Annotated in this window: 12 protein-coding genes and 1 riboswitch; of the genes, 2 read left to right on the top strand and 10 right to left on the bottom strand. The window is 70.8% G+C overall.

Annotation, left to right across the window (positions count from 1 at the left end):
• Positions 1 to 12: 12 nt before the first annotated feature.
• The 4 genes from ACFPIH_RS05475 to ACFPIH_RS05460 form a co-directional block, all read right to left on the bottom strand.
• Positions 13 to 1,035, bottom strand: a complete 1,023-nt coding sequence (locus ACFPIH_RS05475; protein WP_381175472.1) for a C40 family peptidase — start codon at positions 1,033 to 1,035, stop codon at positions 13 to 15.
• A gap of 222 nt (positions 1,036 to 1,257) precedes the next feature.
• Positions 1,258 to 2,298, bottom strand: coding sequence for a C40 family peptidase (locus ACFPIH_RS05470; protein WP_381175474.1), 1,041 nt, complete (start codon positions 2,296 to 2,298; stop codon positions 1,258 to 1,260).
• A gap of 224 nt (positions 2,299 to 2,522) precedes the next feature.
• Positions 2,523 to 3,866, bottom strand: a complete 1,344-nt coding sequence (locus ACFPIH_RS05465; RefSeq protein WP_381175476.1) for an NYN domain-containing protein — start codon at positions 3,864 to 3,866, stop codon at positions 2,523 to 2,525.
• A 37-nt stretch (positions 3,867 to 3,903) separates the two neighbouring features.
• On the bottom strand, positions 3,904 to 4,143 hold the full coding sequence (locus ACFPIH_RS05460) for a hypothetical protein (protein ID WP_189702999.1): 240 nt from the start codon (positions 4,141 to 4,143) through the stop codon (positions 3,904 to 3,906).
• A 193-nt stretch (positions 4,144 to 4,336) separates the two neighbouring features.
• On the opposite strand from ACFPIH_RS05460, the gene ACFPIH_RS05455 reads away from it, so the two are divergent.
• A complete protein-coding gene (locus ACFPIH_RS05455) occupies positions 4,337 to 5,041 on the top strand; it encodes a rhomboid family intramembrane serine protease (RefSeq protein WP_381175479.1) in 705 nt (234 codons plus the stop codon).
• Complete coding sequence (locus ACFPIH_RS05450) at positions 5,038 to 5,319, top strand: Lrp/AsnC family transcriptional regulator (protein WP_381175481.1); 282 nt, start codon at positions 5,038 to 5,040, stop codon at positions 5,317 to 5,319. Before ACFPIH_RS05455 ends, ACFPIH_RS05450 begins: the two co-directional genes overlap by 4 nt.
• Here ACFPIH_RS05450 and ACFPIH_RS05445 read toward each other — a convergent pair.
• The 6 genes from ACFPIH_RS05445 to qcrC all read right to left on the bottom strand — a co-directional run bounded on the left by ACFPIH_RS05445 (position 5,316) and on the right by qcrC (position 13,921).
• Complete coding sequence (locus ACFPIH_RS05445; protein WP_381175483.1) at positions 5,316 to 7,466, bottom strand: protein kinase domain-containing protein; 2,151 nt, start codon at positions 7,464 to 7,466, stop codon at positions 5,316 to 5,318. The two genes, ACFPIH_RS05450 and ACFPIH_RS05445, sit on opposite strands and share 4 nt — an antisense overlap.
• Before the next feature lie 68 nt (positions 7,467 to 7,534).
• Positions 7,535 to 8,908, bottom strand: a complete 1,374-nt coding sequence (locus tag ACFPIH_RS05440; protein WP_381175485.1) for an aminotransferase class V-fold PLP-dependent enzyme — start codon at positions 8,906 to 8,908, stop codon at positions 7,535 to 7,537.
• Between the two features lie 127 nt (positions 8,909 to 9,035).
• A riboswitch (SAM riboswitch) is annotated at positions 9,036 to 9,152 on the bottom strand.
• A 74-nt stretch (positions 9,153 to 9,226) separates the two neighbouring features.
• Complete coding sequence (gene trpD, locus ACFPIH_RS05435; RefSeq protein WP_381175487.1) at positions 9,227 to 10,291, bottom strand: anthranilate phosphoribosyltransferase; 1,065 nt, start codon at positions 10,289 to 10,291, stop codon at positions 9,227 to 9,229.
• Between the two features lie 131 nt (positions 10,292 to 10,422).
• Positions 10,423 to 12,054: a cytochrome bc1 complex cytochrome b subunit gene (gene qcrB / locus ACFPIH_RS05430; protein WP_381175490.1), complete on the bottom strand. Its 1,632-nt coding sequence runs from the start codon at positions 12,052 to 12,054 to the stop codon at positions 10,423 to 10,425.
• The gene (gene qcrA, locus ACFPIH_RS05425) at positions 12,051 to 13,112 is read right to left on the bottom strand and encodes a cytochrome bc1 complex Rieske iron-sulfur subunit (RefSeq protein ID WP_381175492.1); all 1,062 of its coding nucleotides are present in this window, start codon (positions 13,110 to 13,112) and stop codon (positions 12,051 to 12,053) included. The genes qcrB and qcrA overlap by 4 nt, the downstream gene beginning before the upstream one ends.
• Complete coding sequence (qcrC, locus tag ACFPIH_RS05420) at positions 13,109 to 13,921, bottom strand: cytochrome bc1 complex diheme cytochrome c subunit (RefSeq protein ID WP_381175494.1); 813 nt, start codon at positions 13,919 to 13,921, stop codon at positions 13,109 to 13,111. Before qcrC ends, qcrA begins: the two co-directional genes overlap by 4 nt.
• Between the last annotated feature and the right edge of the window lie 70 nt (positions 13,922 to 13,991).

Genomic DNA, 13,991 nt, shown 5'->3' with positions numbered 1-13,991 from the left:
GTCAGGGCCCGGTCAGGGCCTCGTCACCGAGGACACCGGCATCATGCCCACCGGGTCGTAGCGCACCGGCGCTCCCGGGTAGGGGGCGTGGATGACCTGGCCGTTGCCGACGTACATGCCGACATGGCTGGCGTCGGAGCGGTAGGTGACGATGTCGCCCGGCTGGGCCTGCGAGAGCGGGACCTGTCGGCCGGCGTGGGCCTGGGCCTGCGAGGTGCGCGGCAGGGCGACCCCGGCCTGCGCGTACGACCACTGCATCAGGCCCGAACAGTCGAACCCGGTGGGGCCGTTGGCGCCCCAGACATAGGGCTTGCCGAGCGCGGAGCGGACCGCGGCGAGGGCGGCCGCGGCGCGGCCGGAGGCGGGGGCGGCGCCGGTGAGGCCGGGCAGTTCGGCGCGGGCGGAGCGGGAGGCCCGGTCGTAGGCGGCGCGCTCGGCGGTCGGCAGGGCGTTGAGCAGCTGGCGGGCCCTGGCGAGCTTGCGCTCGACGGTCCGCTTGTGGCCGGCGACGGCCCTGCGGCTCTTCTCCAGTTCGGCGAGCTTGGCGGCGGCCTCGGTCCGCTCCTGGCCCAGTTCGCGCATCACGCCCTGCAACTCCCTGAGTTCACCGGCCTGGTGGGCGGTGATCCGGTCGAGGGCGGAGGCCTTGTCGAGGTAGTCGTCAGGGTCGTCGGAGAACAGCAGCTCCAGGGAGGGGTCGAGGCCGCCGGAGCGGTACTGGGCGCCGGCCAGCGAACCGAGTTCCTCGCGCAGCTCGTTGATGCGGGCCTGCTGCCGGGCGATCCGGTCCTGCGCGCCGCCGACCTCGCGGCGCAGCGTGCCGACGCGTTCGCCGGCCTTGTTGAAGGCCTCGGTGGCCTGCTCGGCCTCGTCGTAGAGGCGGTCCACCTCGGCCCGGGTGTCGTCGTGCGGCGCCGCCGCGGCGGGTACGGCGGACAGGGCGCCGAGTGCGACGGCCGCTGCGGACAGCGCGCACAGGGCGCGGCCGGCGCCCCGGTCGGACCCGGACGGTGCAAGTCGGCGATGGGACCCCACGGGAAGCCGCGCTCCTTCCACTGGCTGACGAAACGCGGCAGACAGTAGCCCCGTGTCCGGGGGGTGACCAAAGACCTCTTTGCGGCACGCAGAGTGACGCCCCGCCGCTGACGCAGGTCACCGGCGGGGCGCGGGGTCACTTCGAGTTGCTGCAATTCGCCCGTTCGGGCGGTGTCGTGTCCTGATCTTGAGGACGCCGGACGGGTCTGACGCGTCGGACCGTCAGACGCGGACGCCGAACATGAACGGGCCGCCGATCGTGCTCATCGACTCGTAGCGGACGACGGTGCCGGTGCGCGGGGCGTGCAGGATCTGGCCGTTGCCCGCGTAGAGGCCGACGTGGTGCAGGTCGTTGAAGAAGAAGACGAGGTCGCCGACCTGGAGCTGGCTCGCGGAGTAGATCTTCGTGCCGATGGTGGCCTGCGACTCCGAGGTGCGCGGTATGCCGACGCCGGCCTGCCCGTAGGCCCAGGAGGTGAGGCCCGAGCAGTCGAAGGAGGACGGGCCCGTGGCGCCGTAGACGTACGGCACGCCGATCTTGGACTGGGCGGCGGAGAAGGCCGCGGCGGCGCGGCCGGAGGCGGAGCCGGTGTTGCCGAGGTCGACGCGCTCGGTGGAGGACCGGTTGGCGCGGTCCTGCTCGTCGGCGATCTCCTGCTTCTCCTTGGCGGTCAGCGTGTTGTACGTCTCCCGCGCCTCGGAGAGCTTCGTCTGGACGGCCTTCTTCTGCTTGGCCAGTTCGGTGCGGGTGGCGGCGAGGTCCTTGAGCTTGTCGGAGGCCTCGGCGCGCTCCTGCGCGAGTTCGCGCTGCTTGTCCTGGATCTTCTTCAGCGCCTCGACCTGCTGGGCGCTGAGCTGGTCGGCCGTGGAGGCCTTGTCCAGGTAGTCGTCCGGGTTCGACGACAGGAAGAGCTGGAGGGAGGAGTCGATGCTGCCGGTGCGGTACTGCGCGGCGGCCGCCAGGCCCATGGAGTCGCGCAGCTCGTTGAGCTCCGCCTGGCCCCGGGCCACGTTGTCCTGGATGGTGGAGATCTCCTTCTGGAGCTTCTCCTGCTTCTCCTCGGCCCCGTTGAGCTTCTCGGTGGCCTGCTCGGTCTCTTCGTAGAGCTTGTCGACCTTGGCCTTGACCTCGTCCTTGGTGAGCTTCTCGCTCGGCGCCGCGTTGGCGGCCTGGGAGCTCAGCACGACGGCAGCGGCGGCTGCGGTGGTCAGCACGGTCACGCGTGTGCGACTCGGCTGCTTCGGTCGACGATGGGACGCCACGGAGACGGGCTCCTTCTTTTGAGTGATCACCCGTGTGGAGGTTCGAGCACCAGACCTTAGTGACCTCGCCGTGATCAGTTCAAATCCCCAGCCGAAAAAATCCGGTTACGCAACGCAGTATTTGCATTCAACTCACATGCGGTGATGCTCGATTGACGCTACGTTGCGTGACGATTCACGCTAATTCGGGCATTAAACCTGCAACTTCGACATCGGGGAATGCTTCAGGACAGGCGCTTCAGAAGTACCGCGGAAGCGACAGGCCGGGCGCCCGCCTTCGCGATGCCGTCGGCGACCTCGCGGTCCGTCGAGGCGACGATCACCGGCCGGCCCGGCGGCTCCGCGCGCACCAGCTGGCGGATCAGCTCGTCGGCCGTGACACCCGGCTTGGAGAACAGCACCCGCACCCCGCGCGGCGGCGCCAGCAGCACCGGAGCGACGAGTTCGGCCCCGTCGAAGACACAGGTGACCTCGGCGCCGGTCTGCGCGGCGAGCGCGGAGAGCTGGCCGAGGAGGCGCAGCCGCTGTTTCTCCAGCGGCATCTGCGGATAGCCGGTCTTGGTGACGTTGTAGCCGTCTACCACGAGATGCGCCTGAGGTAGCGCGAGCAACTGGTCGAGAATGGCCGGATCATGCTCCGACAGGGCGCGTGCGGCGATGTCCTTGGGGGTCATGCGCCCCGGTTCGACCGCGTCGACGGTCTCCGCCGGCCGCACCGACACCGGGGGCAGCGCCAGTTCGCGCCGCAGCCCCTGCGCCGCGTCGAGTACGGTGTCCAGGAGCAGCCGCACCCGCATGTCCTCGACGCTGCGCCCCTCGCGCGCCGCACGCCGGGCGGCTTCCAGGGCGGCCTCGGTCTCCGTGAGCCGCCCCTTCAGCCGCCGCGACTCGCTCTCGGCGGCCGACACCTGGGCCTGCCCCTCGGCGCGTACGGTCTCGATCTCGGTCTGCACCTTGCGCAGCGCGGCCTCCCCGCGCTTGACGTCGTTGAGCGCCGAGCGCAGTTTGCGGTGCAGCGACTCCGCTTCCTTCTTCACGGTGTCCAGCTCGGCGCGCAGCCGCTCCCCGTCGGCGCGGGTCTGCTCACGCGCTCGGTCGAGCTCCTGACGCAGCCGCTCCAGCTCCGCCCGGCTCTCCTCGTCGGCCCGCTCGGCGTCCGCCCGCTGGGCCTCCTCGCCGGCCGCCGTCACCAGCTTGACCCAGCCGGTGGGGCGCAGCACATAGGCCGCGGCCGCCACGTCGAGCGGATCCGCGGCCGGGGTCGGCGAGCCGGAGTCCAGGGCGCCGGACAGCTCCGGCTGGACCTCTCTGAACTTCTCGGCGATGCGCTGCCGGAACAGCGGATCGGTCTCCAGCGCGGCCGCCATCGCGGTGCCCGCGAACTTCGCCCTGCGGTTCGGGGCGAACCGGGCGTACTGCCGCAGCTGCGCGGGCAGCTCAGCGACGGTCAGCCCGCCGAAGCCGTCCGAGACGATCTGTACGACCCGGCGGCGCACACCGTCGGGCAGCGGACGGTCGAGCATCTCAGCGGCGCCGTCGCCCGGCCCCCCGCCTGCGCTCTCCACCATCCGTCACACCCCAATACCTGTGCGGGCCCCGCTCCCGTCAGGAGCCGGCGCCCGGCCGATCGACGAGTTCCACCTGATCCACGGCGTTGCACCAGCGGCACCGCACCGACTCGATGGTCTCACTGACCACCTCGCGCTCCTCCACCTTGGGCTCACCGGCCAGGTCGAGGTGGACGTACTCGACGACCTTCGACGAGCGCGTCACGTCGAACCGGGTGAGGTTGCCGCAGAGGGCGCAGCGCCACCGGGTGGTGGCGGTCGGCAGGGGAACCGTCATCGTGGCTGTCCGCCTCTTTCTCTCGTTTTGGCGTGGTTCTTGCTGTTCTCGCGTTTCCAGCGCCCGTGACGCCCCGGACTACCCGCAGCGTGTGGCTCGTAACCCTACGGCCTGGCGCGTACTCGCCGCCCATCCGTTCACGGCGGCGAGGCGCCCCGCCCTCCTCTGTCCTGTTACGTCATGCTCTGTACCCATGACCGGCAAAAGACCCTCGGCGCCCGTGACGTACGGGCTGATCGTCCTGTGCTGCCTGGTCTTCGTGATCGGTCCGGCCTCGGGCCTCAATCCGTCGTACGGCACCGGCGCCGAGCTGCTCGCCGCGCAGCGGGCCTACTTCCGCCACTGGGGTGTCGTGCCCGCCGAGCTCTTCGCGGGGTCGGCACGGGCCGCCCTGACCCCGGCCACGGCTCTCTTCGTCCACGGCAGCTGGGTGCACCTGCTGGGCAACATGCTCTTCCTCTACGTGTTCGGGGCGATGACCGAGGACCGGATGGGCCGGATCCGGTTCACGCTCTTCTACCTCGGCTGCGGCTACCTCGCCCTGCTGGGGTACGCCGCCGCCCACGCCGGCTCCCCGCAGTCCCTGGTGGGCGCCTCCGGGGCGATCTCCGCGATCCTCGGTGCGTTCCTGTACCTGTTTCCCCGGGCGCGCGTGACCAGTCTCCTGCCGTTCCTGCTCTTCCTGCCGCTGCGGTTCCCGGCGTGGGTCGTCCTCCCGTTCTGGGCGGCCCTCCAGTGGGTCGCGCTGCGGCAGGCCGCGCAGGGGCCCGGGGTGGCGTACCTGGCCCACCTGCTGGGCTTCGGCCTCGGCCTCTGCTGCGCGTGGGCCGGTTTTCGTCCTGCGACTAGAGTGAGGGCCGCCCCAGCTCCGGCCCCCGAGGGAGAGAACCAGCCGTGATCACCGCGATCGTCCTGATCAAGACCAGCGTGGACCGGATCCCCGAGATCGCGGAGCGGATCGCCGCGCTGGACAGTGTCAGTGAGGTCTTCTCCGTCACGGGCACCTACGACCTGATCGCCATGGTGCGGGTGAAGCAGCACGAGGACCTCGCGGAGGTCATCCCGGGCAGCATCAGCAAGATCCCGGGCGTCGAGGGCACGGACACCCACGTCGCGTTCCGCACCTACTCCCAGCACGATCTCGAGGCGGCCTTCGCGATCGGCCTCGACAGCTAGGACTTCTTCAGGGCGAGGGCGGTGATGCCGTCGGCGGTGGCGACGTAGATGCGGTTCCCGTGGACGACCGGGCTCTGGGTGCCGATGGCCGCTCCGCCCTCGGCGCGCTGCTGCCAGGTCTGCCTGCCCCGGCGGTTCACGCCGTAGAGCATCGAGCCCTTGCGCAGGTAGACGGTGCCGCCCGAGACCGTGGGATCGCTGTACTGGATGCCCTCGCCCGCGAGCTGGAGGGTCCAGGCCGTCGATCCGTCGGCGGGGCGCAGGGCCACGAGCTGGTAGTCGCTCGCGGTGACGGCGAGGCCGCCGAAGGCCACCCAGGTGAGGTAGCGGCCACCGCCCAGCTGGTTGTCGGACTTCTGCCACCGCCGCGCGCCGGTCAGCCCGAGGCCGTGCAGCGTCTGCTCGCCGCCGGAGCCGACCACCAGCGCGTCCGCGACCCGCGTGGGCCGCCCGGTGTCGGGGCCCGCCTGCGCGGTCCACAGCCGCTTCCCGTTCGCCGCGTCCAGGGCCCGTACCTCGTCCCCGAAGGTGCCGACGTACACCACGCCGTCCGCGACCATGGGCTCGCTGGTGGGCGCCGCCCCGGTGGACGTGCTCCACCGCACGCTGCCGTCGGGGGCGTACGCCCGCACCCCGCCCGCGTTCGAGCTCTCGCCGTACGACACCAGGACCAGCCGGCCCGAGGCCACCGGGAACTGGCTGTTGGCCGCGGCGAGCGGCTTGGTCCAGCGCACCTTCCCGGCATGGCTGAGCGCGCAGAGTTTCGAGGCGCCCTCCTGCCCGTCGAACAGCAGACAGTAGACGCCGTCGGCGGTGGCGAGCGGGGGCATGACCTCCCCGCCCAGCCCGGTCTGCCAGACGTTCAGTCCGTCCAGACCCACGGCGTGCAGCGAGCCGTCCGTACCGCCCACGTACAGACGCTTCCCGTCGGGCGACAGCGCGGCGCAGGGCCCGCGCTTCCCGCCCAGCCCCTGGACCTTGTACTGCCAGCCCACTCGGGGCGTTCCCGACGCCGCGGAGGGGGTGGGGCCGGCCGTGACCCGGACCGTGCCGTCCGAGGAGTCCAGCAGCAGCCATCCGCCGAGGCCCCCGGCCGCCACGACCCCCGCGCCGCCGCCCAGGAGGCCCAGCAGCCGCCGCCGCGAGGGCGGCCGTGGCGAGGTCTCCACGACCGTCGGTAAGTCGGCCGCCGTCATGGGCGCCACGTACTCGACCCGGCTCTCCCGCTCCCGTGAGCCCTGTTCCGGCATCCAGCGCTCGTCGCCGTCCGGGGCCCCGGGCGCCGCCGGGGCGTCGGTGGCGTACCAGCCGGCCCGCAGGCCCTCCCGCAGGGAGCGCGCGGTGTGGCCCGCGGCCGCGACCACGTCCGCGGGCGTCGGCCGTGCGCCGGGGTCGTCCCGCAGACACGACTCCACCAGCGGCAGATCCCGCTCCGGTACGGCGGACAGATCGACGTCCCCGGTCAGGATCCGCAGCAGGACGACCGAGTCCTGTCCCTCGCCGAACGGTTCCCGTCCGCCGGCCGCGTACGCGAGGACCGCGCCCAGCGAGAAGACGTCACAGGCCGGCCCCACATGGGCGCCGTTGCGGATCTGCTCCGACGAGACATAGCCGACCGACCCGACGACCACCCCGGTCCGGGTCAGCGCCGTCCCCTCCAGGGCCCGGACGATCCCGAAGTCGATGACCCGGGGGCCGTCCGCCGCCAGCAGGATGTTCGAGGGCTTGAGGTCCCGGTGCACCAGCCCCTTGGCGTGGATCGCGGCCAGTGCCTCGCCGAGCGCCGCCGCGAGGAGCCGTACCGCGTCCCCCGGCAGGGGCCCGCCGTCGAGGACCGCGTCCCGCAGGTTCGGCCCCTCCACGAACTCGGTGGCCATCCACGGCCGTACGGCGCCGGTGTCGGCGTCCACGACCCTGGCGGTGTAGGTCCCCGCCCCGCCGACGCTCTGCGCGGCCCGCACCTCGTGTCTGAAGCGCGCGCGGAAGGTACGGTCCTCCGCGTGTTCGGACCGCACCACCTTCACGGCGAGCCGCAGCCCGCCGCGCGCCTCGGCGAGATACACCTCGCCCATGCCGCCGGACCCGAGCCTGCCCAGGACCGTGTAGGGACCGATGGTCCGAGGATCCGTCTCGTGCAGCTCCCGCACTCCGTGCTCCCCCTGCCCTCCGTACAGCTGCCGAGGGGAGCGTATCGGCAGAGGTAGACGTCAGTCCGTCAGACGGCCGGTACGCATCGGCCGTCCTCCGTGCGATACGTCCACTTCGCACCGTCGGTGACCAGTTCGCGCACCGCGGTCACGAAGCGGTCGACGTGCTCGTCGGGGGTGCCGGCGCCGAAGCTGACCCGGATGGCGTTGAGGGACTTCTCTCCCGGCGCCGCCTCGGGGGCCCCGCAGTCGCCCTGGGACTCGGGGGCGGTGCCGAGGAGGGTGCGGACCAGGGGGTGGGCGCAGAAGAGGCCGTCGCGGACGCCGATGCCGTACTCGGCGGAGAGGGCCGCGGCGAAGTGGGAGCTGTTCCAGCCGTCGACGACGAAGGAGATCACGCCGACGCGCGGGGCGTCGTCGCCGAAGAGGGAGAGGATCCGCACCTCCGGGACCTCGGCCAGGCCCGCCCGCACCTTCTCGATCAGGTACCGCTCCCGGGCGACCAGCGTGTCGAAGCCGGCCTCCGTGAGGGCCTTGCAGGCCGACGCGATGGAGTAGACGCCGATGACGTTCGGGGAGCCGGCCTCGTGGCGGGCGGCGCTCTCGTGCCACTCCACGGCCACTCCCCCGTCCTCGCGCCGGGTGACCCGGCGGCTGGCCCCGCCGCCCGCGAGGTAGGGCTCGGCGGCCTGCAGCCAGTCGGCGCGGCCGGCCAGGACTCCGGAGCCGAAGGGGGCGTACAGCTTGTGGCCGGAGAAGGCGACCCAGTCGACGTCCAGGTCACGGACGCTCACCGGGTGGTGGGGGGCCAGCTGGGCGGCGTCCAGGACGATCCGGGCGCCGTGCGCGTGCGCTGCCGCCGCGAGCTCGCGTACGGGCCACAGCTCGCCGGTGACGTTCGAGGCGCCGGTGACGCAGACCAGGGCCGGTCCGTGCGGGTCGCGGGCGGCGAGGGCCTGCTCCAGGGTCGCCACGGCCTGCGCCGGGGTGCGCGGGGCGTCGAGGTAGGTGACCCGGGCGTCCGTCCAGGGGAGCAGGGAGGCGTGGTGCTCGGTCTCGAAGACGAAGACCTGGCAGCCGGCGGGGAGGGCGGCGGCCAGGAGGTTCAGGGAGTCCGTGGTGGAGCGGGTGAAGACCAGTTGGTCGTCCGCGCGGCAGTCGAGGAACTCGGCGACGGTCTTGCGGGCGTTCTCGAAGAGGTCCGTGGAGAGCTGCGAGAGGTAGCCGGCGCCCCGGTGGACGCTGCCGTAGTACGGCGCGTAGGCCGCGACGTCGTCCCAGACCCGCTGGAGGGCGGGGGCGCTGGCCGCGTAGTCGAGCGCCGCGTAGGTCACCTCACCGCCGGTGACCAGCGGCACGGTGACATCCCGGCCGAGAACGGGCAGAGGCGCACAAATGTCCTGGGCGGAGGCAGCGTTGGAGACAGCGGTGGAGACGGACATGACAAAGCTCCCGTGAGAGGAAAGGCAGCAAGGAGAAAAGGGATGTGCGGAGGCGGGGCTCTACGCCCTATCGCATTCGCTTGCTCACGGAAGACTCCCTCGAGACCAGGACCCCTGGCGTGCGAGGGGTCCGCGCTTGCCGTAGACCTCACTGCCTACGGCCTGGTCTTCACCCGGGGCACCCCGCCACGGACGGAGGGTTGCCGGACAGTCGGCCGGGGCCTCATGACTGTCACTCATGACCTGGTACAGGAACGTACGTGAAGTGATCGCGGTCCCGCAACCCGTGTCCGGATCGCGGGACCGCACCGGCGACGGTTACGCGTTGCTGGCGGCGACCCAGCGGTCCAGGGCCCGCTTGGCGGCGCCCGAGTCGATCGACTCCGCCGCCCGGTCCATGCCGGCGCGGATCTGCTCCGCGAGGGTCCCGGAGCCCGGCTCCAGGGCCACCAGGGCCGCCGCCGAGTTCAGCAGGACGGCGTCCCGGACCGGGCCCGTCTCGCCGTCCAGGAGTCGACGGGCGACCTCGGCGTTGAACGACGGGTCCCCGCCCCGCAGGGCCTCCACCGGGACCAGTTCGAGGCCGACGTCACGCGGGTCGAAGGTCTCCTCGGTGACCTTGCCGTCGCGTACGACCCACACCCGGGAGGTGGCGGTGGTGGTCAGCTCGTCGAGGCCGTCGTCACCCCGGAAGACCAGCGAGGAGTTGCCGCGCTCGGCGAAGACGCCCGCGACGACCGGCGCCATGCGCGGGTCCGCGACCCCGACCGCCTGGGCCCGCACCCGGGCGGGGTTGGTCAGCGGGCCGAGGATGTTGAACACCGTGCGGATGCCCAGCTGGCCGCGGGCGGCACCCGCGTGGCGCAGCGCCGGGTGGAACTTCACCGCGAAGCAGAAGGTGATCCCGGCCTCCTGGGCCACCTCGGCCACCCGTGCCGGGGTCAGCTCCAGGTTGACCCCGAGCTTCTCCAGGACGTCCGAGGCGCCGGAGGCGGAGGACGCGGCCCGGTTGCCGTGCTTGACGACCGTGGCGCCCGCGCCGGCGACGACGATCGCCGACATGGTGGAGATGTTGACGGTCTTGGCGCCGTCGCCGCCGGTGCCGACGATGTCCACCGTCCGGCCGGGCACCTCGATCACGTTGGCGTGCTCGTACATGGTCCGCACGAGTCCGTTGATCTCCTCGACGGTCTCGCCCTTGGCCCGCAGGGCCACCACGAACCCGGCGATCTGAGCGTCCGTCGCCTCGCCGCGCATGATCCGGTCCATCGCCCACCCCGTGGCCTCGGCGCTCTGGTCGCGGCCGTACAGCAGGGCGTTCAGCACGTCGGGCCAGGAACGGCCCGCCGCGGTGTCGCCTCCAGCGGGGGTCACAGCGCTCATAGCCGCTCCTGGGTGTCGTACCTCGAAAAGGACAGGATGCCCCCACCCTATCCAGCCAGGGGACACGGCGAAGGGCCCCGTCCGAACAGCGGACGGGGCCCTTCGTGCGGGGCGTGGCGACGCCTCAGCGATCAGTGGTGGCCGTGGCCGCTCGTGATCTCCTTGTACTCCTCCACGGTCGGCTTCGGGATCTGCTGGTCCTCGCCGAAGTACGCGTCGCTGACCTTGGCGCGCAGCTTCTCGGAACGCTTGATCTTGCGCTCGACGCCGTTCTCGTCGACCGCCGGACCGATCGCGGCCGGCTCGTACTGCTCGTGAGCCGTGAGGGTGTGCAGCTGCTCCTGGCTGAGCGGCTCGTGGATCTCGATGAACTCACCGTGCGGCAGGCGCTTGATGGTGCCGGTCTCCCGGCCGTGCAGCACCTTGTCCCGGTCGCGGCGCTGGAGGCCGAGACAGATCCGCTTGGTGATGACGTACGCGATGACCGGTCCGACGAAGAAGAAGATCCGGACGAACCAGGTGATCGAGTTGATCGACAGATGGAAGTGCGTGGCCCACAGGTCGTTGCCGCCGCCCACCAGGGTGATCATGTACATCGTGACCCAGGCGACTCCCAACGCGGTGCGCGTGGGGGCGTTGCGCGGACGGTCCAGGATGTGGTGCTCGCGCTTGTCGCCCGTGACCCACGACTCGATGAAGGGGTAGAGGGCGAACGCGGCGAGGACGACACCGAAGAGGACCAGCGGGATGAACACACCGAGGACCAGGGTGTGGCCCCAGATGTTGACCTCCCAGCCCGGCATGAAACGGATCAGACCCTCGGCGAAGCCCATGTACCAGTCGGGCTGGGCGCCGGTGGACACCTGGTCCGGACGGTAGGGGCCCATGGCCCAGATCGGGTTGATCTGCGCGATGCCGGCGATGACCGCGATGACACCGAAGACCAGGAAGAAGAAGCCTCCGGCCTTGGCCATGTAGACCGGCAGCAGCGGCATGCCGACGACGTTCTTGTTGGTCTTGCCGGGGCCCGCGAACTGCGTGTGCTTGTGGTAGAAGACCAGGATCAGGTGGCCGACCACGAGACCGAGCATGATGCCCGGCAGCAGCAGGATGTGGATCGAGTAGAACCGCGCCACGAAGTCGTGGCCCGGGAACTCCCCGCCGAACAGGAACATCGAGATGTACGTGCCGACGATCGGCATCGACAGGATGGCGCCCTGGGTGAAGCGGACGCCGGTGCCGGAGAGCAGGTCGTCCGGGAGCGAGTAACCGGTGAAGCCGGTGAACATGCCCAGGACGAACAGCAGGAAGCCGAACAGCCAGTTGATCTCACGCGGCTTGCGGAACGCGCCCGTGAAGAACACGCGCATCATGTGCACGAACATGCCGGCGAGGAAGATCAGCGCCGCCCAGTGGTGGATCTGCCGGATGAGCAGACCGCCGCGCACGTCGAAGGAGATGTGCAGGGTCGAGCTGAACGCCTCGGACATCAGCTGTCCCTGGAGCGGGATGTAGCTGCCGTGGTACTCCACCTCGTTCATCGACGGGTGGAAGAACAGCGTCAGGTACACACCCGTCAGGATGATGATGATGAAGCTGTAGAGGCAGACCTCGCCCAACATGAACGACCAGTGGTCGGGGAAGATCTTGCGCATGTTGGCCTTGGCGAGGGAGTAGATCCCCAGCCGGCCGTCGGCCCAGTCGGCGACGCGCTCGCCGGCGGGCGCTTTGCCGCGCCGCTCGTTGTTCTCGTTGGTGCTCATCCGCGCTCCCAGAAAGCAGGACCGACGGGCTCTTCGAAGTCGCCGAGCGCCTCGAGGTAGCCCTCGTCGTTCACGCCGATACGCAGCTGCGGCAGGGCGTGACCGGCGGGGCCGAAGATCACTCGGGCACCGTCGGAGAGGTCGAAGGTGGACTGGTGGCAGGGGCACAGCACGTGGTGCGTCTGCTGCTCGTACAGGGAGATCGGGCAACCGACGTGGGTGCAGATCTTCGAGTACGCCACGATGCCCTCGTGCGACCACTCGAGCTCGCGCTTGTCCTTGATGTTGTCGGGCTGGAGCCGGACGATCATCAGGGCGGCCTTGGCGATCTCGTTCTGGAACTCCTCGTCGTGCTCCTCCAGGCCCTCGGGCTTGGCGAAGGTGAGCGAACCGACGGCGACGTCCGAGGCGCGCAGCGGCTCGTTCGTGTTCATGTTGACGAGGAGCTTGCCCTTGGCCCACAGCGTGTGGCGCAGCTTGTCCTCGGGCAGCGGGCCGAGGTCGCGCAGCAGTACGACGCCGGAGAGCGGCACCAGGGTGAGCGCGCCGAACATCGTGTTGCGGATCAGCTTGCGCCGACCCATCGCCGACTCCTTGGCGCCCTGCTTGAAGTCCGCGTGGACCTTGGCACGGACCTCGGGTTCGGCCGCGATCGGGTGCCGGTCGTCGGCGACCTCGACGTCCGACATCAGGGTGCGGGCCCAGTGGACCGCGCCGGCGCCGATGGTGAACAGCGCCGTGCCCAGGGTCAGACCCAGCGCGAAGTTCAGCGCGCTGAGGTGACCGATCGGGAACACGAAGACCGACTTGTCGGCGGGGATCGCCACATAGGAGGCGATGAAGCCGACAGTGGCGAGCATCGACAGGGTGAACAGGAAGGCGACCGCGCGCTCGGACCGCTTGGCGGCCCGCTCGTCGATGTCCTGGACACGGTGCTCGTGGGGCGGCAGCCCGGGGTCCGCGAACGGGTTCCGCTCGTCCGCGACCCCTACGGCGCTGCCGTGCGCGTGGCCCTGCTCAGCGGGCAGGTTCTCTTCGGGAATGTCTTGGCTACTCATGACTTCTTGGCCTTTGCGGTCCGAGCGGCGACCCAGACGGCGACCGCGATCAGCGCGCCGAGACCGAAGATCCAGGAGAACAGGCCCTCACTGACCGGCCCGAGGCCGCCCAGCTCCAGACCACCGGGGTTGTTCGTCTCACTGCCGTTGACCGCGTGCAGGTACGCGATGATGTCCTTCTTGTTCTGCTCCGACAGGGTGGTGTCGGGGAAGGAGGGCATGTTCTGCGGGCCGGTCTGCATGGCCTCGTAGATGTGCTTGGGGTCCACGTCCTCGAGGGTCGGAGCGAACTTGCCCTTGGTGAGGGCGCCGCCCTTGCCGGTGAAGTTGTGGCACTGGGCGCAGTTGGTGCGGAACAGCTCACCGCCCTTGGCGATGTCCGCGCCCTCCGGGCCGTACTGGGCCTCGGTCGGGACGTTCGGGCCGGCGCCGAGGGAGGCGACGTACGCGGCGAGCTGGTCGATCTGGGCCTGGGTGTAGATGTTCTTCTTCTTCACCACCTGGGGGCCCTCGGAGGTGGCCGCCGGCATACGCCCGGAGCCGACCTGGAAGTCGACGGCCGCGGCGCCCACGCCGACCAGACTCGGACCGTCGGAGCTGCCCTGACCGCCGGTGCCGTGGCAGCTGGCGCAGCCTACGGCGAAGAGCTTCTTGCCCTCGTCGATGGCCAGGGACTGGGCGGTTTCATCTGCCTGTGCCTTGCCCGCGGGCGCGAACACGGCGTACAGCCCCCCCGTGCACGCCAGCGCGAGGAGTAGGACGACGAGCGCCGCCAGCGGATGGCGTCGTCGTGCGGAGAGCTTTTTCACGGATTACCCCGGTGTCAGGATCTTCTGCGTCGATGCTTCGTCGATGCTTCGGCGGTGCTAGTTCGGTTGC

Source organism: Streptomyces vulcanius (genome assembly GCF_042653945.1).
GTDB lineage: Bacteria > Actinomycetota > Actinomycetes > Streptomycetales > Streptomycetaceae > Streptomyces > Streptomyces mangrovi.
This window is presented reverse-complemented; position numbering and strand designations above follow the sequence as displayed.

What these genes read in the sequence shown, in the direction of transcription:
- qcrA (WP_381175492.1), bottom strand. Translation starts at nt 13,112, where the DNA reads ATGAGTAGCCAAGACATTCCCGAAGAGAACCTGCCCGCTGAGCAGGGC.
- ACFPIH_RS05455 (WP_381175479.1), top strand. Translation starts at nt 4,337, where the DNA reads ATGACCGGCAAAAGACCCTCGGCGCCCGTGACGTACGGGCTGATCGTC.
- ACFPIH_RS05440 (WP_381175485.1), bottom strand. Translation starts at nt 8,908, where the DNA reads ATGTCCGTCTCCACCGCTGTCTCCAACGCTGCCTCCGCCCAGGACATT.
- ACFPIH_RS05460 (WP_189702999.1), bottom strand. Translation starts at nt 4,143, where the DNA reads ATGACGGTTCCCCTGCCGACCGCCACCACCCGGTGGCGCTGCGCCCTC.
- qcrB (WP_381175490.1), bottom strand. Translation starts at nt 12,054, where the DNA reads ATGAGCACCAACGAGAACAACGAGCGGCGCGGCAAAGCGCCCGCCGGC.
- ACFPIH_RS05465 (WP_381175476.1), bottom strand. Translation starts at nt 3,866, where the DNA reads ATGGTGGAGAGCGCAGGCGGGGGGCCGGGCGACGGCGCCGCTGAGATG.
- trpD (WP_381175487.1), bottom strand. Translation starts at nt 10,291, where the DNA reads ATGAGCGCTGTGACCCCCGCTGGAGGCGACACCGCGGCGGGCCGTTCC.